The 18489-nt window shown below is 72.1% G+C and carries 17 protein-coding genes and 1 tRNA gene; 6 read left to right on the top strand and 12 right to left on the bottom strand.

What is annotated here, in order from left to right:
• The 3 genes from CWC38_RS06360 to CWC38_RS06350 all read right to left on the bottom strand — a co-directional run.
• The coding region (locus tag CWC38_RS06360; protein WP_206059868.1) for a GTP-binding protein at positions 1-631 on the bottom strand (631 nt) is incomplete at its 3' end.
• Positions 631-1938 (bottom strand): L-seryl-tRNA(Sec) selenium transferase, encoded by a 1308-nt coding sequence (gene selA / locus CWC38_RS06355; RefSeq protein WP_121845975.1) that lies wholly within the window; start codon positions 1936-1938, stop codon positions 631-633. The genes selA and CWC38_RS06360, both read right to left, overlap by 1 nt.
• Positions 1939-2015: 77 nt before the next feature.
• Positions 2016-2110, bottom strand: a tRNA-Sec gene (locus tag CWC38_RS06350).
• A gap of 72 nt (positions 2111-2182) precedes the next feature.
• Here CWC38_RS06350 and selD point away from each other — a divergent pair.
• Complete coding sequence (selD, locus tag CWC38_RS06345; RefSeq protein ID WP_240625089.1) at positions 2183-3238, top strand: selenide, water dikinase SelD; 1056 nt, start codon at positions 2183-2185, stop codon at positions 3236-3238.
• 55 nt (positions 3239-3293) lie between these two features.
• On the opposite strand, the gene nrfD is transcribed toward selD, so the two are convergent.
• The 5 genes from nrfD to CWC38_RS06315 form a co-directional block, all read right to left on the bottom strand.
• Positions 3294-4394 carry an NrfD/PsrC family molybdoenzyme membrane anchor subunit gene (gene nrfD, locus CWC38_RS06340; protein WP_121845974.1) on the bottom strand — a complete coding sequence of 367 codons (1101 nt, stop codon included), beginning with the start codon at positions 4392-4394 and terminating at the stop codon, positions 3294-3296.
• Complete coding sequence (locus CWC38_RS06335; RefSeq protein ID WP_165860359.1) at positions 4391-5560, bottom strand: 4Fe-4S dicluster domain-containing protein; 1170 nt, start codon at positions 5558-5560, stop codon at positions 4391-4393. The genes nrfD and CWC38_RS06335 overlap by 4 nt, the downstream gene beginning before the upstream one ends.
• A gap of 11 nt (positions 5561-5571) precedes the next feature.
• Entirely contained in the window at positions 5572-8955 is a 3384-nt protein-coding gene (gene fdh / locus CWC38_RS06330; RefSeq protein WP_240625087.1) for a formate dehydrogenase, read from the bottom strand.
• Between the two features lie 156 nt (positions 8956-9111).
• The gene (locus tag CWC38_RS06320; protein WP_121845970.1) at positions 9112-9447 is read right to left on the bottom strand and encodes a hypothetical protein; all 336 of its coding nucleotides are present in this window, start codon (positions 9445-9447) and stop codon (positions 9112-9114) included.
• Positions 9448-9559: 112 nt separating this feature from the next.
• Complete coding sequence (locus tag CWC38_RS06315; protein WP_121845969.1) at positions 9560-11134, bottom strand: Mur ligase family protein; 1575 nt, start codon at positions 11132-11134, stop codon at positions 9560-9562.
• Between the two features lie 222 nt (positions 11135-11356).
• On the opposite strand from CWC38_RS06315, the gene CWC38_RS06310 reads away from it, so the two are divergent.
• The 4 genes from CWC38_RS06310 to CWC38_RS06295 all read left to right on the top strand — a co-directional run bounded on the left by CWC38_RS06310 (position 11357) and on the right by CWC38_RS06295 (position 14187).
• Positions 11357-12067 (top strand): LppP/LprE family lipoprotein, encoded by a 711-nt coding sequence (locus CWC38_RS06310; RefSeq protein WP_121845968.1) that lies wholly within the window; start codon positions 11357-11359, stop codon positions 12065-12067.
• 225 nt (positions 12068-12292) lie between these two features.
• Positions 12293-12847 (top strand): LppP/LprE family lipoprotein, encoded by a 555-nt coding sequence (locus CWC38_RS06305; protein ID WP_121845967.1) that lies wholly within the window; start codon positions 12293-12295, stop codon positions 12845-12847.
• A gap of 194 nt (positions 12848-13041) precedes the next feature.
• On the top strand, positions 13042-13371 hold the full coding sequence (locus tag CWC38_RS06300) for a hypothetical protein (RefSeq protein WP_121845966.1): 330 nt from the start codon (positions 13042-13044) through the stop codon (positions 13369-13371).
• Between the two features lie 3 nt (positions 13372-13374).
• On the top strand, positions 13375-14187 hold the full coding sequence (locus CWC38_RS06295) for a nitroreductase family protein (protein WP_121845965.1): 813 nt from the start codon (positions 13375-13377) through the stop codon (positions 14185-14187).
• Positions 14188-14249: 62 nt separating this feature from the next.
• Here CWC38_RS06295 and CWC38_RS06290 read toward each other — a convergent pair whose 3' ends face one another.
• The 4 genes from CWC38_RS06290 to CWC38_RS06275 all read right to left on the bottom strand — a co-directional run bounded on the left by CWC38_RS06290 (position 14250) and on the right by CWC38_RS06275 (position 17284).
• Positions 14250-14993 carry a class I SAM-dependent methyltransferase gene (locus CWC38_RS06290; RefSeq protein WP_276309562.1) on the bottom strand — a complete coding sequence of 248 codons (744 nt, stop codon included), beginning with the start codon at positions 14991-14993 and terminating at the stop codon, positions 14250-14252.
• A complete protein-coding gene (locus CWC38_RS06285; RefSeq protein ID WP_121845964.1) occupies positions 14990-16234 on the bottom strand; it encodes a type III polyketide synthase in 1245 nt (414 codons plus the stop codon). The genes CWC38_RS06290 and CWC38_RS06285 overlap by 4 nt, the downstream gene beginning before the upstream one ends.
• Before the next feature lie 45 nt (positions 16235-16279).
• On the bottom strand, positions 16280-16645 hold the full coding sequence (locus CWC38_RS06280; RefSeq protein ID WP_121845963.1) for a PH domain-containing protein: 366 nt from the start codon (positions 16643-16645) through the stop codon (positions 16280-16282).
• A 153-nt stretch (positions 16646-16798) separates the two neighbouring features.
• Positions 16799-17284: a pyridoxamine 5'-phosphate oxidase family protein gene (locus tag CWC38_RS06275; protein ID WP_121845962.1), complete on the bottom strand. Its 486-nt coding sequence runs from the start codon at positions 17282-17284 to the stop codon at positions 16799-16801.
• Between the two features lie 354 nt (positions 17285-17638).
• Between CWC38_RS06275 and CWC38_RS06270 the strand changes: the two genes are divergently transcribed.
• A complete protein-coding gene (locus CWC38_RS06270; protein WP_121845961.1) occupies positions 17639-18274 on the top strand; it encodes an HhH-GDP family DNA glycosylase in 636 nt (211 codons plus the stop codon).
• The last annotated feature ends 215 nt before the right edge of the window (positions 18275-18489 follow it).

Raw genomic sequence — 18489 nt, 5'->3', positions numbered from 1 at the left:
GGCTCAGGCGGTCCCCCACGCGCAGCGTCCCCGCCGTGAGGGTGCCGGTGACCACGGTGCCCGCCCCGGAGATGGTGAAGGCGCGGTCGATCCACAGCCGCACGCGCGCCCGGGGGTCCGGCGCCGGCACGCGGGACAGCACGGCGTCGAGGACCTCGCGGAACTCGTCCAGGCCCGTGCCCTCCACGGCGGAGACGGCCACCGCGGGGGCGTCCCGCAGACCGGTGGCGGCCAGCTCCGCGCGGGCCCGGGCCACGACGGCGCCCACCCGATCGGGGGCCCGGTCCGCCTTGGTCACCACGATCAGACCATGGCTGATCCCGAGGGCGGCCAGCGCGTCCCGGTGGTCCCCGGACTGCTCCTGCCAGCCCTCGTCCGCGGCCACCACGAAGCACACCACGGGGGCGGGGCCCACCCCGGCGAGCATGTTGGCCAGGAAGCGCTCGTGCCCGGGGACGTCCACGAACGCCACGTGGGTCCCGGAGGGCAGCTCGGTCCAGGCGAAGCCGAGGTCGATGGTGAGCCCCCGCTGCTTCTCCTCGTCCCAGCGGTCCGGCTCGATGCCCGTGAGCGCCCGGACCAGGGTGCTCTTGCCGTGGTCCACGTGCCCGGCCGTTGCCACCACGTGCATCAGCGCACCCCTTCCAGGGCGGCCGTCACGGCGCGGGTCAGCTCGGCGTCCCGGGACTCCGGGACGCAGCGCAGATCCAGGAGGCACGCGCCGTCGTGCACGCGGGGCAGCACGGCGGGGGTGCCGAGCCTCAGGGCCCGCGCGGCCCCTTCCGGCAGGCACACCGCCCAGCCGTGCAGCGGCACACCGGGGGCACCCCCGCCGCCCACACGGCCGTCGTGAGCCACCACCTGCGTGCCCACCGCGGCCGCGAGCGCCTCGGAGCGCTCGCGCAGCCGGTCGGGGTCCGCGTGCAGCGCCCGCTCGACCGGGGTGGCTCCACCGCGCAGGGTCGCTTCGAGGGCGGCCAGGGTGAGCTTGTCCGCTCGCACCGCCCGGGCCAGCGGGAACCGCGCCAGGCGCTGGATGGTCTCGGCACGGCCCAGCAGGAGCCCCGCCTGGGGCCCCCCGAAGAGCTTGTCCCCGCTGGCGATGACCACGTCCGCCCCCGCCGCCAGGGCCTCCGCGAGGCTCGGCTCGTGGGGCAACAACGGATCCGGGGTGAGCAGTCCGCTGCCCACGTCCACCACGAGCGGCACCGCGAACTCGTCCGCGAGCGCGCGCAGCTCGGCCAGCGGCACGGCGGAGGTGAACCCGTCCACCCGGAAGTTGCTCGGATGAACCTTGAGCAGGCAGCCCGTGTCCGGGCCCAGGGCGTCCCGGTAGTCGGAGGGGTGGGTGCGGTTGGTGGTGCCCACCTCGCGCAGCCGCGCGCCCGTGGACTCCATGAGGTCCGAGAGCCGGAAGCCCGCGCCGATCTCCACGAACTCCCCGCGGCTGATGACCACCTCGCGCGTCCCGGCCAGCGCGGTGGTGGCGAGCACGAGGGCGCCCGCGCCGTTGTTCACCACCAGCGCGTCCTCCGCGGCCGGGCACGCCGCCAGCAGCGCCTCCCGCGCCGCGACCCCGCGCTTCGAGCGCTGCCCGGTGGTGAGGTCCAGCTCCACGTCCACGTAGCCGGAGGCGTCCTGCAGGGCCTGCCGCGCGGCATCGGAGAGGGGCGCGCGGCCCAGGTTGGTGTGCACCACGACTCCCGTGGCGTTGAGCACGGGGGTGAGTGAGCTGGCACCGCGCCCGGACAGCTCGTCGACCACGGCGGTCACCACGTCCTCGGGAGCGATCTCCCCGGTACGCGCCCGGGCCTGGGCCGCGACGACGGCGCCGTGCACCTCGGCCTCCGCCAGGCCGGACCCGGCGCGCCGCACCACGGGATCCGCCAGAACGCGGTCCGTGCGGGGGATGCGGCGGCGGGGGTCCTCTGTGCTCACGGTGCTCCTCAGGGGTGCGGCACGACGGTGCGCGCCGCGGCGCCGCGGAACTGTCGCACGAACGTCGCGCGGGTGGTTGGCGGAGGCGGACGGGAATCGAACCCGCCAGACCGAGGTGCTCGGTCTCACCGGTTTTGAAGACCGGGGCGCCCACCAGGACACGGACGCCTCCGCCAGCGAATGTATCACCGCGCGGGGGCACACCGATCAGCAGGCTGTCGGAGCGGGTTCCTAGACTGGCGCCATGAGTGGTCACCCTGCAGTTCCCGGTTCCCCCGCCCACGAGCCACGGGAGGTCGCACGGCCCCGCGTCGGGCGGCTCACGAGCTACGCCCACGGCGGCGGCTGCGCGTGCAAGATCCCGCCGGGCGAGCTGGAGGACGCCGTCCGCGGACTCACGGGACAGGACGCCCCGGACGTCCTGGTGGGCCTGGACGACGGCGACGACGCCGCGGCTGTCCTCGTGCGCCCGGATCTCGCCGTGCTGTCCACGGCGGACTTCTTCACCCCCGTGGTGGACAGCGCCTACGACTGGGGGCGGATCGCCGCCGCCAACGCCCTCTCGGACGTGTACGCGATGGGTGGCACCCCGGTGGTGGGCATCAACCTGGTGGGCTGGCCGCGCGAGCTGCTGCCCATGGAGCTGATGTCCGAGGTCCTGCAGGGTGGCCTGGACGTTGCCACGCAGGCGGGCTGCCCGGTGATCGGGGGCCACTCCATCGACGCGCCCGAGCCCACCTACGGCATGGCGGTCACGGGCACGGCGGACCCGCAGCGCCTGCTGCGCAACGACGCCGCCCGGCCCGGTCTGCCGATCACCCTCACCAAGCCTCTGGGCGTGGGGCTGCTCAACAACCGGCACAAGGCCACGGGAGAGGTGTTCCCCGCCGCCGTGGAGACCATGACCACCCTCAACCGGGACGCCTCCGCCGCGGCGCTGGCCGCCGGCGTCGAGGCGTGCACGGACGTCACCGGTTTCGGACTGCTCGGCCACCTCTACAAGATGTGCCGCGCGTCCGGTGTGGCCGCGATGCTGGACGCGTCCGCCGTGCCCCTCGTGGACGGGACCGCCGAGGCGCTGCGGGACGGCTTCGTCTCGGGCGGCACCCGGCGCAACCTGGACTGGGTGCGTCCCCACCTCACGGCGGGGACCGGTGTCTCCGAGGAGACCCTGCTCCTGCTCGCGGACGCGCAGACCTCCGGTGGTCTGCTCGTGGTGGGCGAGGTCCCCGGCTACCCCGTGATCGGCGAGACCACCGCACTCCCGGAGGATGCGGCGACACTCGTCTCGGTGCGCTGAGCGCATCACCCCCGGTCGTGGCGTGTCGTGCCGGAGACCCCGGTGCGGGATGGGCTCAGCCCGCGGTGGTGATGGAGTCGTCCGTGATGCCCGCCGCGCGGCGCTTCTCGAGCCGGTTGCGCTGCGGAACCACGGTGTACTTGGGGTCCTTCACGGACTCCTTGCCACCCCAGAACACGCCGAATCGGGTCAGGGCGGAGGACGCCATGAGGGCGGCGCCCGAGGCTGCGGCGACCCAGCGGCGTCGTCCGCCGAGGAGGGCACCGAGGCCACCGGCGATCGAGAGGCGCTCGCTCCACTCCAGCCAGGTGCCCGGCCTGCCCTGCTCCAGCGGTTCCACCGTCAAGGGGTCCATCGCGTTCTTCATCACGCGCATGGCCACGAGTTCCCCCGCCACCCCGGCAACCGCGAAGAAGCGCGCAGGAGCGGTCTGGGAGACGGGCGAGGTCAGCATCATCAGCCCACCGGAGGCCAGGGACGCGGAGCTCGCGAACACGAACGCGAGGTGTCCGTGCATCTCGTGCCACGTGGGCACGGAGGTGTCGCTCAGCAGCATGGCCGTGTACGTGGCCATGGGCGCCCCGAGCAGACCGGCGGCCACACTCGTGGGCAGCTCCGCGGCGTGCAGCACGGGACGCAGCGGGCCGAGCGGCAGCCGCTCCCCCGTCATCCGGTCCACCTCCACCGCGGCGGCCACACCCGCGTTCGTGGAGAAGGTGGCGAGCACCCACGAGCCCATGCTCATGGGCGAGGTCGGCTTGAACGTGCGCATCATGTGCAGGAACCGCTCGGGCCGGCCGAGGTCCGCCACGAGCGCCACTCCCCCGAGGCCCGCCGCCGTCAGCGCCGCGAGACGGCCGTTGCGACGCAGGGCGGAACGGTCCGTGAGGTAGCCGCCGAGTGCGAGGATCGCCGATCCGCCCGAGAGACCACCCAGAAACAGGTACGTGGCGATCTTCGAGTCCCACGGCGGGGCCTTGACGATCGGCCGTCCGTAGTAGGAGGTGAACTCCGGCTCCGGCACCATGGCGACCTCGCGGGAGCCGTCGCCCCCGCCGCGGCGGAAGGCGCCTCCCCCGGGCGGGCGGTTGCGGCGACGCCGCCTGCGCCGCGGCTCCTCCGGTGGCCGGTAGCTGTCGTAGGGCGAGACGCTCATCGGCGATCACCCACCGTGAAGGCCGCGGCTCCCAGCGCAAGCATCCCCAGCACCGCGGCACCGGCGCGCCGGTACATGCGCGGCAGGTCCGCCGTGGGCACCCGGGGGTCCGGCGGTAGGCCGTAGACCTCCGGCTCGTCCAGGAGCAGGAAGATGGAGCCCGTGCCGCCCACGCCGTCCTTGGGGTTGGCGCCGTAGAGCCGCGCCTCGGTGCGGCCCTGCTCGTGCAGCTGCGCCACACGCTGCTGGGCGGACTCGAGCATGGTCTCGCGCTCGCCGTACTTGATGGAGGTGGTGGGGCACGCCTGCGCGCACGCGGGGGTCTGGTCCTCCTTCATGCGGTCGTAGCACAGGGTGCACTTCTGGGCGATGCCGTCCTGCGGGACCTTGACCGTGTCCGGCATGGGCGGGGTCCCGCGCTGGGTCTTGGGCTCCACGAGACCGTCGTCCCGGCGCTCAATCACACCGAAGGGACAGCCGGCCACGCACGTGCCGCAGCCGTTGCAGATGTCCTCCTGGACCACCACGGTGCCGAACTCGGTGCGGAACAGCGCACCGGTGGGACACACGTCCAGGCACCCAGCGTGGGTGCAGTGCTTGCAGACATCCGAGGACATGAGCCACCGGAAGTCAGGGGTGTCCAGCACCGGGGAGCCGCCCTCCGCGGTGCCCGCTGCTGCGCCGCCCGCTCCCCCGGAGGAGCAGCCGCAGCCGTCGGCGGATCCGCAGCCGGCGGTCGCGGGTGCGGTGGTCGCCGAGGACGGGCCCGAGCAGGCACACCCGGACCCGGCGGCGTCGTCCGCCGGTGCGGCTGGTCCGCACGCACACCCGGTGGAGGCCGGGGCGGGCGACGGCGCGGGCGGGCCCACGCGCGGCATCCCCAGGTTCACGAGGGCGCGCCCGGACTCCCGGGCCTCCTCGATGCGCTCCTGGGACTGCTCGATGAATGCCACGTGACGCCAGGTGTCCGCCCCCAGGCCGCCCGTGTTGTCGTAGGAGGAGCCCAGGATCTCGTAGTCCGAGTCCACCGGGTTGCGGTTCCACTCCTTGCACGCCACCTCGCAGGCCTTGCAGCCGATGCAGATGGAGGTGTCCGTGAAGAACCCGCGCCGGGGATGCGGATGCTCCCAGTGGGTGTCGTCCGCGAAGGCGGAGGTGGGCGTCATGCGGTCCGTGCTCACTTGTCTGCTTCCTGCTCCGTGGCGTCCTGCCCCGGCCGGTAGGCCGTGGACCGTCCTGCAACGTCCCCGCTGTCGCGTGCTCGCAACGGGTCCTCGTTCAATTCGCGTTCGGGGTCCGTGATGCGCTCCATGCCGGTCATGATGGTGAGTCCCGCGCGCCGCTGGTACTCGCGCACCAGCTCGTCGCGGGCGGCTCCCTGCGGCCTGCGGCCGGGGCGGATGTCGCACGAACCGGTCTTGAAGTTCTGGATCTGCACGTTCGGGTCCAGCGTGATGCCCAGCAGGTCGTTCGCGCCGTCGCCCGTGACCACCGCGTCCGTGCCCGCACCCCAGTGATAGGGCAGACCGATCTGGTGGATCGTCTTGCCTCCCACGGTGAGCGGGGTCATGCGGTCCGTGACCAGCACCTTGACCTCGATGGCCGAGCGCGGGGACACGATCGTGGCCCACCCGTACGGCTCCAGACCCTTCAACTCCGCGAGCTCCGGGGAGATCTCGCAGAACATCTCGGGCTGCAGCTCGGACAGGTACGGCAGCCACCGACTCATGCCGCCGGCCGTGTGGTGCTCGGTCAGCCGGTAGGTGGTGAACATGAACGGGTAGACGTCCGTGCCCGGTGCGTCACCGCTGGGCGCGGACAGGTTGTCCTCCCGGGGGAACATGATGCGCGCGGGGTTCTGCTGCTGCGCGTACACCGGGTTGTCCACGGGGGACTCCTGCGGCTCGTAGTGGGTGGGCAGGGGCCCGTCCATCATGCCCTTGGGAGCGAAGAGCCAGCCCTTGCCGTCCGCCTGCATGATGAAGGGGTCGTCCCCGGCGAGCGCGGCCGGCCCGCCCTGCTGCGGGTCCGGTGTGCTTCCGGGCTCGCGGTCCAGGGGGAAGTCCGGGTTGTCCTTGCCCGTCCACGTCTTCTTCTCAGGATCCCACCACACGAGCTTCTTGCGCTCGCTCCAGGGCCTGCCCTGGGGGTCCGCGGAGGCGCGGTTGTAGAGGATCCGGCGGTTCGCGGGCCAGGCCCACGCCCACTGCGAGGCGATCTCGTCCTGCTGCTGCCCGGGCACGCGCATGGCGGCGCGGTTCACACCGTCCGCGTAGATGCCCGTGTAGATCCAGCAGCCGCCGGCGGTGCTGCCGTCGTCCGTCATCTGCGTGTAGGAGCTCAAGGGCTCACCGGCGCGGGGACCCGTGAGGAACTGGCCGTTGATCTCCGCGAGCACGGCCTCCGCGTCCGGCTCGCCGTCCTCGGTCAGCGGGTAGTCCCACGTGAGGTCCTGCAGCGGACGGTCACGGGGGTCGTCCGAGTCCGCCACCCGGGCGCGGATGCGCTGGCCGAGCTCGTAGAAGAACTCCAGCTCGCTCTGGGCCTCCCCGGGCGGTGCCACCGCCTGGTGGCGCCATTGCACGAGCCGCTGCGTCTGGGTGAACGAACCGGACTTCTCCACGTGCGTGGCCGCGGGCATGAAGAAGACTTCGGTGTCGATGTCCTCGGTCTTCAGCTCCCCCGAGGCGATCTCCGGCCCGTCCTTCCACCACGTGGCGGACTCGATCATGTTGAGGTCCCGGACCACGAGCCACTTCAGGTGGGACATGCCCATGCGCTGCAGGCGCCCGTTGGCGGAGCCGACGGCAGGGTTCTGGCCGAGCAGGAAGTACCCGTCCACCTGGTCCTTCAGCATGGCCATCAGCGTCTGGTAGGTGCCGTGGGCCCCGTTGATCCTGGGGATGTAGTCGTAGGCCCAGTCGTTCTCCGCGGTGGCGGCATCTCCCCACCACGACTTCAGCAGGTTCACCGAGTACGCCCTGGCGTCCGCCCAGTAGCCCTTCTGGGTGGTGGTGCGGATGCCGTCCACGTAGTCGTCGAACGTCTGCGCCGTGACCGACGGCATGGGCAGGTACCCGGGCAGCAGGTTGAACAGCGTGGGGATGTCCGTGGAGCCCTGAATGGTCGCGTGCCCGCGCAGCGCCATGATGCCGCCGCCCGGCCGGCCCATGTTGCCCAGGAGCAGCTGCAGGATGGATGCCGTGCGGATGAACTGCGCGCCCAGCGTGTGCTGGGTCCACCCCACGGCGTACGCGAAGCACGTGGTGCGGTCCCGCCCGGAGTTCTCCGTGACGGAGCGCGCGAGGTACTCGAAGTCCGCCACGGCGATGCCGCAGGTCTCCTGCACCATCTCCGGGGTGTAGCGGGCGAAGTGGCGCTTGAGGATCTGGAAGACGGTGCGCGGGTGCTGCAGGGTCTCGTCCCGCACGAGCTTGCCCGCTCCCACGGGCGCGCCGCCGCTGCCGTACTGCTGACCGCCGGCCTTGGCGCGCTCCTCGTCACCCTTGTTGCGCTGCTCGTCCGCCTGGTGGCCCTCCCCTTCGTCCTCGGTCTGGTACCCCCAGGACTTGAGGTGGTACGTGCCGGTCTCGGGGTCGTAGCCCGAGAACAGCCCGTCCAGGTCCTCGGCGTCCTCGAAGTCCTCCGAGATCAGCGTGGCCGCGTTCGTGTAGTGCAGCACGTAGTCGTGGAACCAGAGGTCGTTGCTCAGCACGTGGTTGATGAGCGCGCCGAGCAGCACGATGTCGGAGCCCGCACGGATGGGCAGGTGCTTGTCAGCGACCGCCGAGGTGCGGGTGAAGCGCGGGTCCACGTGGATGACCCTGGCGCCGCGCGCCTTGGCCTCCGTGACCCACTGGAATCCCACGGGGTGGCACTCGGCCATGTTGGATCCCTGGATGACGATGCAGTCCGCGTTCGCCATGTCCTGCAGCGACTGGGTGGCGCCGCCGCGACCGAAGGAGGTTCCCAGACTGGGAACCGTGGCGGAGTGTCAAATCCGGGCCTGGTTCTCGATCTGCACGGCACCAGCCGCGGTGAACAGCTTCTTGATGAGGTAGTTCTCCTCGTTGTCCAGCGTGGCGCCGCCCAGGGACGCGATGCCCATGGTGCGGCGCAGCGGACGGCCCTGCTCATCGGCGTCCTGCCAGCCGCGGCGGCGAGCCTCGATGAAACGGTCGGCGATCATGTCAATCGCGGTCTCGCGCTCCAACGGCTGCCAGTCCGAGGCACCCGGTGCGCGGTACAGCACCCGGGTCTGGCGGCCCGGGGAGTTCACGAGCTGCTCGCTCGCCGATCCCTTGGGGCACAGTCGGCCGCGGGAGATCGGCGAGTCCGGATCTCCCTCGATCTGGATGACCTTCTCGTCCTTGACGTAGACCTTCTGGCCGCATCCCACGGCGCAGTAGGGGCAGATGCTCTGCACCACACGGTCCGCCGTGGCGGTGCGGGCAGTGATCTCCCGGGTGTGCTGGGACTGCACCGCGGAGCTGCGGCCGGTGCGGTCCCCGGTGCGGAGCTGGCGGATGACCGGCCACTCCAGCGGGCTGAATCGAGACATGCGTCAAGAATAGACCGTCGTTCCGACCCGCACGGGAACCACCTGTGTGCCACCTCTCCGCTCCCTCCCCCGGGCGCCGCGGACGGCCGGGACCACGGGTCGCCGGCCGTCCGTTGCGGGAGGAACTGCACGCTGTCGTGCGGGGTCCCCGCGACGTCACTCCATGGGATCCGCTGGGTCTTCCGCGCCGTCCTGGAGGGACCGGTTGACCTCACGGTCCGCCTGCGGATCGTCCACGAGCGCCTGGATCTCCGGGTCCTCGGTCTCGGGGGTGCTGGCCGGCTCGAGCACCGTGTCCTCCTCAACGACCTGCTCCACGCCCGCCTCCTCGGGATGGCGCAGGGGATCGGCGTCCTCACCCCACTGGGCGTCGTCCTCCTCCCAGGCGGAGTCCTCGTCACCGGTGGTCTCGATGAGCTCGTCCTCGCGGAACGCCTCGTCCGCGGCGTCCGGGGTGTCCAGGGGGTTCGGGTCCGGGATGGGCTGCGTCATGGTGTGCTCCTTGCCAGGTTCTCGACCGGCGCGCGGTCGCGCGCACGCACAGACTACGGCGGGCCGCCCAGGGGTCACCACCCCCAGCACCGGGAGCACCTTCTCCCCGCTCTCACGACGACGCCGCCCCGCCCCTGGGTGCGGCGGCCGCGAGCACCTCCTCGCGGTCCACGAACGGGACCCGGCCACCCTGCGGCCCGATCTCCATCCAGCGTTCGTGGCCCTTGCCGTAGAGCGCCACCGTGTCGTCGGGGCCGGCGAGTTCCAGGGCGGTGCGGATCGCCTCCCTGCGCGATGCCGTCTCCACGACCTGTGGCTCGGGCAGACCGGCGGCCCGCCGGGCCCGCACGCCCGCCCGCACACCCGCCATCACCTCCGCACGGATGGCGGCGGGGTCCTCGGAGCGGGGGTTGTCGTCCGTGACCAGCACGACGTCCGCCCCCGCCTCGACCACGGCGCGGCCCGTCAGGGGACGCTTGGCCCTGTCCCGGTCCCCGCCGCTGCTGGCCGTGACCACGAGCCTGCCCCGGGTCCTGGCACGCAGCGCGGACACGGACTTGGCGGTGGCGTCCGGCGTGTGCGCGAAGTCCACCAGCACCGTGGGCCCGTGCGGGCCCAGATCCACCCGGTCCATCCTGCCGGGTACGCTCACGGGCCCGTCCAGGGCGCGGGCCACCTCCGGCTGGGAGCACCCGGCGCCGAGGAGCACGAGCGCGGCCACGGCGGTGTTCACGCGGTTGTGCTCCCCCGGCAGCGGTGAGCGCAGCGGCAGCTTCCCCCGTGACCCCCGCAGCGTGAAGTCGTCCGAGCCCGGAGTCCCGTGCACGCGCCACGTGGCGGCCGCCTCGGTCCGGGTGCTCAGGGTCGTGGTCTCCAGCCCCCTGCTGCGGGCCAGGCGGTCGAGGCACCGCCCGGCGTCGTCGTCCACCACGATCACCGCGCGGGACGCGAAGTCCGGCGTGAACAGGCGCGCCTTGGCCCGGAAGTAGGACTCCATGCTCCCGTGGTAGTCCAGGTGCTCGTGCGTGAGGTTCGTGAAGGCCACCGTGTCGAAGCGGATGCCGGTGACACGCTCCTGGTCCAGGGCGTGGCTGCTGACCTCCATCACGGCCGACCGGTTGCCCGCCGCGCGCATCCTGGCCAGCAGCTCCTGGGCGTGGGGCGCCGACGGGGTGGTCATGCCACTGGGCTCGCGCTGCGTGCCCACCACGGTCTCCGGTGTGCTCAGGAGACCGGGGCGCCGCCCCAGTTGCTGCAGCGCCGCCTCCAGGATGTACGCCGTGGTGGTCTTGCCGTTGGTCCCCGTGATCCCGAAGACCGGCAGGTGACGGGAGGGATGGCCGTGCAGCAGGGACGCGAGCGGCCCCAGCGCGGCGCGCGGGTCCGCGACCACCAGCAGCGGGACGCCGGGGGCGTCGCGCAGGACCCGTGCCCCGGCGGGATCGGTGAGCACCGCGCTCGCTCCGGCGGCCACGGCGTCCTCGGCACGCGCCGCCCCGTGCCGGCGGCGCCCCTGCAGCGCCACGAAGAGGTCCCCGGGGCGCACCTCCGTGTGGACCTCCGAGATCCCGCCGATCCGAACCGCGGCAACCTGCTCCGCCGCGCGGGTGCCTGGCACAAGCGTGGCTCCCGCGTGGATCGCCAGCTCTTCGACGGTCAGACCCGTCACCTGGCGCATTCCCGCCATGCGGTTCTCCCCCCGTTGACATCGGTGACCCGGCAGCCCCGGGTCATCAGGCTACTGATGGAAGCGGCAACGGGCCTCCCGGTATTCCACCCACCCCAGGACGAAGCCGGGACCCGACACATTCCATGCAATGACATGGTGGGATTGCACTCGCGAATGAAAGGGGGCACGCTGTAGCCGTCCCGCGAGAACGCGGGGGCACGATGGCACGAGAGGCCTCCCATGAACCGTTCCCGCACACTCGCCACGGCGGTCACGCTCCTCGTCCTCGGCGCGGGCACCCTCACCGCGTGCGGCAGCGACAGCACCGACGAACCCCGGTCCATGTCCACCAGCTCGGTGATCGACGACGGGCCCACCTCGGGCATCCGCTCCGAGGCGGCGTCGCCCGCGGCGGAGAGCACCCAGGACAGCGCGCCGACGCCCGAGGTGACGGACCGGCAGACGGAGATGGCGTCCCCCGCCGGGGAGGCGGTGGGGAAGCAGAACGCCTCGAAGTCGGCGGAGCCGTCGGAGTCGTGCGCGGACTCGAACGCCACCAAGGCCGTGAACGACAACATCGGCAAGGTGCCCCCGCCTTTCCCGGACGGTCACCAGAAAACCGACTGGGTGGCCATGGACCTGAGCACCTACGACTCGTGCTCGACGCTGTCCTGGGTGACCCTGTCCATCAAGAGCGCCACGGCGTCCTCCCCCTACACCCAGATGCTGTTCCACAACGGCGACTACCTGGGCACCACCACGTCCCAGGCCATCGGCTTCTACCCGACCACGGACCGACTCGACGACTCCTCCATCCAAGTGACCTACACCTACGTGGAGGGCAACGAGAGCAACGCCGATGCCAGCGGGCGCGCGGTCTCCACCTACACCTGGAACGAGTCCACGGAGTCCATCGACCACGCCGGCGAGTGGCCCCCGGGCATCGGCTGAGACACGGGGCACCGCCCGGTCACGGGTCCGGTCCAGCACCGTGACCCAACCGTGACCTGGCGCACATCCCCTCACTGACATGGGAGGACACCGCCGGTTCCGGGTAGCGGTCGAGCGAAATCCCCCCGAACCCGCCGTTTGCTATTGCACATTATTGGCCGAGCCCCCCAGTGTGGAACCAGGTCGCCGAACGGTGATCGTACGGAAAACACCAGGAGTCACGTCATGGGACACCTCATCCGTCTTTCCACCCGCACCACCGCTGCCGCCGCAGGAGCCCTCCTGCTGGCCGGGGGCATCGCAGGACCCGCCACCGCGTCCGCACCCGCCCCGGAGTCCAGGCCGCAGGCCGCCTCCGACGGCTGCCCCAACGACTCTCCCGACTACGCCCTGCGGACGGCAGCTCCCCTGCTCCCGCCGCCGTTCGGCCCGGACGAGCCGAACAATCCCGGGTGGGCCATCGACTCGGCGGACACCTCCACCTACGACGGCTGCGCTGACCTCTCGTGGATCTCCGTGGTGGCCGCCGGCGGCACCGTGTCCTCCCCGGAGACCATCATGCTGTTCTCCAACGGCTTCTACCTGGGCACCGCGTCCGCAACCCACTTCGGCTTCGAACCGAAGGTGAAGCGCGTGGACGACGCCACGCTCAAGGTCACCTACCGGTACCCGCTCGAGGGAGACGCCAACGCGGCGCCCCGCGGCAGGGCCGTCTCCACCTTCCACTACGACGCCGCCACGGGTCGCGTGGTGCACTCCGGGGAGTTCCCCCCGCAGTGAGCCGCTCGGTGCACGTCGTCGCTGCACGCGTGCGGGGCCGCCCACCGATCCGGTGGGCGGCCCCGCACGTGGTGTGACCCTGTCCCAGCCCGGAACCGACGCCCTGACCGCTCCTGCCACACATCCGGCACCGTTCGCCCCGCGTGACGTGTGACACGATGAGGAGAGAGGGACCGCCGTCGCGAAGGAGAGCCATGAACCCTGTGCGCACTCTCGTCACGGCCGCCGCCGGGGCGTACGCCGCCAACTGCGCCCTGGGCACGTCCGTGGCCGCCGGGTGGGTGGACACCTCGGACGTCCGCTGGGTCCACCACGGCCTGTACACCACCACCGCCTGTCTCACAGCGGCGGCCTGCGCCGCGGGGCTGCGGAACCGGTCGGCGACGTCGCTGGCCCTGCTCCCCACCCTGGCTCCCCTCGTCCTGCTGCAGCGCCACGGTGCCCGGCCGCTGCGGCGCCACACCCGGGACGCCCTCGCGGCGGCCCCCTGCTACGCGGCCGGCCTCGTGCTGGCCTGGAGGTGAATCGTGGAATTCCTGGACGCGGTCTTCAACCGCAGGACCACCAACGGCCCGTTCCGCCCGGACCCCGTGAGTCCCGAGCACCAGCAGCTGCTGATCCGTGCGGCGGCCGCGGCGCCGTCGCAGTTCAACAGCCAGCCGTGGCGGTTCGTGCTGATCGAGGACCGGGGCACCATCGAGACCATCGCGCGCATCAGTGGCGAGAGCATGACCGAGGTGATGGGCGCGGGCACGTTCTTCGACCGCTACAAGAAGTACTTCCGGTTCAGCCAGAAGGAGATGGACACCCTGCGCAGCGGCATGCTGTTCGACAGGCTGCCCGCCCTGCTGCGCCCGTTCACCTCCAGGGCGTTCACACCGTCCGGCCAGGCGCTCATGAACAAGCTGCGCGTGCCGCAGACGCTGGGCGAGGAGAACCGCAAGCTCGTGGCGGGTTCACCCCTGCTGATCGGGGTCATGCTGGAGCGCGGCGAGTACCGCCCCGAGGAGCTGTCCGGCTTCTACTCGGTGTTCAGCATGGGTGCGGCCATGGAGAACCTGTGGCTGACCACGGTGGAGCTGGGCATGGGCATCCAGTTCGTGTCCTTCCCCATGGAGGCCCCGCACCAGTGGCAGCGGATCGTGGACATGCTCCACGTCCCGGAGGACCTGGAGCTGATGGCGGTCTACCGCCTGGGCTACGTGCCCGAGCGCACCCACCGCCCGGCGATCGACTGGTCCAGCCGCGAGCGCAAGCGCCCCTCCCAGTTCGTGTTCCGGGAGACGTGCGACACCCCGCAGCAGGGCTGGGACCAGGACACGCGGCCCGGCTCCGCCTGAGTTCGGTCCTGCCGGCCCGCGCGCGGCCACGTCCGGCCCGGGCGCTCCACGGCTGCCTGGTCTCAGTCCCGGCCCGCCCGAGCGGGGGCCGGGTTCCGGGCGGTGTGCACGGCGAGCAGCCGGAAGAACCGCTGCCGCACGACCCGCCACCCCGGGGGCAGTGCTGCGGCCAGTTCCGAGGGGGTGTGGCTGCGGCGGATCGAGAGCAGCCCGTCGAAGCGCACGAAAGTCCGGGCGCGTGCCAGGGGCAGGGTGCCCAGCCAGTAGAGCACCCACGCGGCGCGGCTGCGGCGCAGGTCGTTGTGCACCGCAACCCCCGTGGTGAGGGCCCGGGAGTCCTCGAGCACCGCCGCGAGGCCGGAGGCTCCCAGGTGGTGCAGCAGGTGGTTGGAGAGCACCGCGTCGAAGCGCTCCCCCGCGGCCACGAGCTCCCCGCTGGCCACGGCCCGGTAGTCGATTCCCGCACCGCGGTCGTGGGCGCGGGCCCACCGGATGGCCCGCTCGTCCGGGTCGATGGCGGTGACCCGGGTGACCACCCCGTCCCGGGCGGCCCAGCGCGAGACGGCCCGCGCGACGTCGCCGCCCCCGCAGCCCACGTCCAGGACCGTGGCCACCCGGCCCTCCCGCGCGGCCTGACGCAGCACGGGCCGCAGGAACCGCCGGTAGACCGGGCGCCACGAGGCCACGAGCGGGTTGATCACGCCGAACAACCGGTAGGTGTTGTCCAGGGCCACGGGATCGCACGCCGGGTCGTCCATGAGCTCGGGTTCGGAGACGGAGCGGGTGCGCAGCAGGGGATCCCTCACCGCGCGACGTCATCCCCGGGGAGCACGCGCAGCAGCGCGCTCTCGATGCTGAGACCCGGGCCGAACGCCATGGCCGCCACGTCACCGGGGGTGGCCGTGCGCAGGATGCGGGCGAGCACGAAGAGGATGGTGGCGCTGCTCATGTTCCCCACCTCGCGCAGCACGTCCCGGGAGGGTGCCATCTGCTCCTGCGTGAGGCCGAGCCGGCCCTCCACCCTGTCCAGGATGCTGCGCCCGCCCGGGTGCACCGCCCACCGCGGAATGTCCTCGACGGAGCGTCCCGTGCGCTCGAGCAGCGGCGACAGCGCATCCGTGACGTGGTCGTCGATGATGCGGGGCACGTAGGTCCCCAGGATCATCTCGAAGCCCTCGTCCCCCACGCTCCATGCGAGCTCGTCCTCGCCCACCGGAGCCAGCGTGGTCTCGAAGTCCACGAGCTCCAGTGCGGGCCCCGTCCCCGCGACGTCCCGGGCCGTGACGACGGCGGCGGCCGCTCCGTCCGCGAACAGGGCATTGCCCATCACGGTGTCCGGGTCGTTGCGCACGTGCAGGTGCAGCGTGCACAGTTCCACGTCCACCACGAGCACCACGGCGTCGGGATCCGCGCGGCACGCGGCGTGGGCGGCCTGCAGGGCGGGAAAGGCGGCGTTGCAGCCCATGAACCCCAGGTGCATGCGCTTGACGTCCGCGGGCAGGCCGAGGTCCTTGGTCACCCGCACGTCCGGGCCGGGAGCGAAGAACCCGGTGCAGGACACCGTGAGCACGTGGGTCACGTCCGCCGCGGTGACTCCCGGGAACGTGGCCTCCAGCGCCCGGCGTGCGGCTGCCACGAACATGCGCCGGGCGTGCTGCGTGTAGAGCTGGTTCCGGGCGTGCGTCCCCGGGGAGAGCAGGTGCCCGGTGGCCGGGTCCACGAACGGCGACGGCGCGGCGTCGCCGTCCGGGGACGCCGCGGGGCGGTGCGTGGCGCGCTGGGGTGGCCGGGCGTCGTCGTCCACGGTGGACCGTTCGGCACCCGCCGTGGGCGCGGAATCGGGATGGGACGCGCTGGCGGCCGCGACACCCAGCTCCGGCAGAACGGTGTGGCGCGTGGCCACCCCGGCGCCGCCGAACGCGGAGCGCACGAGCCGGGAACCCAGCCGGGTCATCCCCGGCTGCTCGGCGAAGAGCCGCGTGACGTCCTCCTGCCGGATCACGGTCTCGGGCACGAGGGTCTGGATCGTCAGCATGCGAACGGTCATGCCCCATGGTAGGCGCCGGTCGGCGCGGGACACCTCCGGCGCAGGTCAGCCGAGCACGGACCGGGAAATCAGCTGGTCCAGGGCCTGCACGTCGATGTTGCGGCCCACGTTGATCTTGACCGTCCCCGCGCGCGTCCAGAGCTGGATCTCGGCGTTCACGTCCAGGGTGCCCGCGTTCTCGGTGGACCACATGCTGATGCTCGAGTAGGGAATGGAGTAGGTCTCGATCTTCTTGCCCCGCAGCCCCTGGGCATCCCGCACGATGAGGCGCCGGTTCGTGAAGGTGGCGGTGTCCCGCACGGTCTTGAAGGATGCGACCGGCGACTCCCCCGGCACCAGGTACGGCGCCATTTCGGAGGGGAAGTCGATCTGGTTCAGGAAGGTCCAGCCGCTGTTGAGGGAGGTCTCCATCGTGTTCCGTGTCCTTTCAGCGCCCACCGCCGCGGGCTGGGTCGTGCATTCGTCAGCCCCTGCCCGGGGCCGGCTTGCCCTGGGTGGGAACGGGATGGCGACAGGGGCCGCGCCCACCGCCGGCGAGCGCGGCCCCCACTCATCAGGTGTGGATCAGAGATCCACCACCTCGTTCTCCCCGTTCACGGTCTCGCCCGTGACCTTCGCCTTGAGGAGGTTGGCCACCTGGGTGACCTTGCTGTTTCCCGGGCTGTCCCAGTACTCGGCGGTGTCGCCGTCCACCTCGATGAGGATGTTGTTGGGGTTCTCCGGCCCGCCCTCGAGCCAGGAGCCCGAGAAGGAGCTCCACAGCTCGCGCAGCTTGTCCGTGTCGTTGACGATCCGAGCCCTGCCGCTCAGCGACACCCACGCACCGTTGCCCGAGTAGGCGACGTTCACGTCGGGGCGTTGCGTGATGCTCAGGGCCTGCTCGGAGGAGCGCTCGGCAATGAAGCGCACCGTGCCGTCGAAGTCCACCTCCTGCGTGGCCATGGGCTTGGAGATCAGGTGCCCGTGGTCGTCCACGTGGGTGAGCATGGCGATGCCGGTGCCCTTGATGATCGAACGGACCTTGTCGATGTTCTCGTTGGTCTCTGCCATGGCGCTGCCTTCCGTTGTGTCCGGTTGAAGAGCTCACCGCCGCCCGAGGGCGCCCGGGGGCACCTGCTCACGGGGCGGCATCATTCATCAGTGTATTTACCGACTCCGACCCGCACGAGGGTCTCGGCCACCAGCGGAATCGCCCCCTCCCCCGCGGCCTGAGGCGCGTCCGCGCGGAGGCGCCGGCTGCCGCGGGTGGGCAACACGCCCGACTTCCGTGCTGTCTCCCCCGGCCCGTAGGGTGGTTTCCCGTTCCGAGACCGGGCGACCCGGTAGCGCAAGTCCCGCGGCGCCGTCGTCCCCGTCCCGTCCCCGAGCAGCACTCGCCCGGGCCGCACCGAGAGGTACGCCGCCGTGACACGAACGCACGCCGAGACCGTGGCCGCCCTGCTGGCGCGGCACGACCGCACCTATGCGCAGGAGGCGGGGATCGCCCTGGAGGATTCCCCCGCTCCCCTCTACCAGCTGCTCGTGCTGGCCAACCTGCTCTCCGCGCGCATCGGCGCCGGGGTGGCCGTGGCGTCCGCGCGGGAGCTGTTCGCGGCCGGGTGCCGCACTCCCGAGGCCGTGCGCGCCGCGCCCCGCCGGAAGCTCATCGCCGCGCTGGGTCGGGGTGGCTACGCGCGCTACGACGAGCGCACCACCACCATGCTCCGGGACGGCGCGGACCTGCTCCTGGACACCTGGGACGGCGACCTCCGGCAGCTGCGCGACGCCTCCGACGGCCCACGGGACGTCTTGAAACGCCTCCAGGAGTTCCCCGGCATCGGCCCCACCGGCGCGGCCATCTTCGCGCGCGAGGCGCAGGGGGTGTGGCCCGTCCTGGCCCCGCACCTGGACAAGAAGGCGCTCGACGGCGCCGGGCGCCTCGGCCTGCCGCAGGACGCCTCCGCTCTCGCTGACCTCGTCACCCCCGACCAGCTGCCCGTTCTCGCCTCGGGCCTGGTGCGCGTGGCCCTGCACCGCGGCGCGGACGACCCCCTGGGCTGAGCGCCCGCGCCACCCGCTGCCCCACCGCGACCATCCGTCCGAAAGGCTGGACCGATCTCACCCGCACACACTCGGCCGGGCTGCACCCGGCCGCCCCTGCCTGCCCGCTCCACCCGCGGTCACTGCCCGGCGCGTTCCGGGCCCCCGTGCGGGTTTCACGTTCCCGTCACGTTCCGGACCGCTCGCTGTTACGCGGGGGTAGCACCGTGGCACGC

It is taken from the genome of Kocuria tytonicola (assembly GCF_003687455.1).
Classification (GTDB): domain Bacteria; phylum Actinomycetota; class Actinomycetes; order Actinomycetales; family Micrococcaceae; genus Kocuria; species Kocuria tytonicola.
The sequence above is the reverse complement of the archived record's forward strand: the minus strand, read 5'-3'. Positions and strand labels throughout refer to the sequence as shown.

Coding starts and splice junctions, on each gene's coding strand:
- CWC38_RS06300 (WP_121845966.1), top strand. CDS start 13,042: ATGAACCCTGTGCGCACTCTCGTCACGGCCGCCGCCGGGGCGTACGCC.
- CWC38_RS06315 (WP_121845969.1), bottom strand. CDS start 11,134: ATGGCGGGAATGCGCCAGGTGACGGGTCTGACCGTCGAAGAGCTGGCG.
- CWC38_RS06310 (WP_121845968.1), top strand. CDS start 11,357: ATGAACCGTTCCCGCACACTCGCCACGGCGGTCACGCTCCTCGTCCTC.
- CWC38_RS06320 (WP_121845970.1), bottom strand. CDS start 9,447: ATGACGCAGCCCATCCCGGACCCGAACCCCCTGGACACCCCGGACGCC.
- CWC38_RS06280 (WP_121845963.1), bottom strand. CDS start 16,645: ATGGAGACCTCCCTCAACAGCGGCTGGACCTTCCTGAACCAGATCGAC.
- selD (WP_240625089.1), top strand. CDS start 2,183: ATGAGTGGTCACCCTGCAGTTCCCGGTTCCCCCGCCCACGAGCCACGG.
- CWC38_RS06285 (WP_121845964.1), bottom strand. CDS start 16,234: ATGACCGTTCGCATGCTGACGATCCAGACCCTCGTGCCCGAGACCGTG.
- CWC38_RS06275 (WP_121845962.1), bottom strand. CDS start 17,284: ATGGCAGAGACCAACGAGAACATCGACAAGGTCCGTTCGATCATCAAG.
- nrfD (WP_121845974.1), bottom strand. CDS start 4,394: ATGAGCGTCTCGCCCTACGACAGCTACCGGCCACCGGAGGAGCCGCGG.
- CWC38_RS06335 (WP_165860359.1), bottom strand. CDS start 5,560: ATGACGCCCACCTCCGCCTTCGCGGACGACACCCACTGGGAGCATCCG.
- CWC38_RS06305 (WP_121845967.1), top strand. CDS start 12,293: ATGGGACACCTCATCCGTCTTTCCACCCGCACCACCGCTGCCGCCGCA.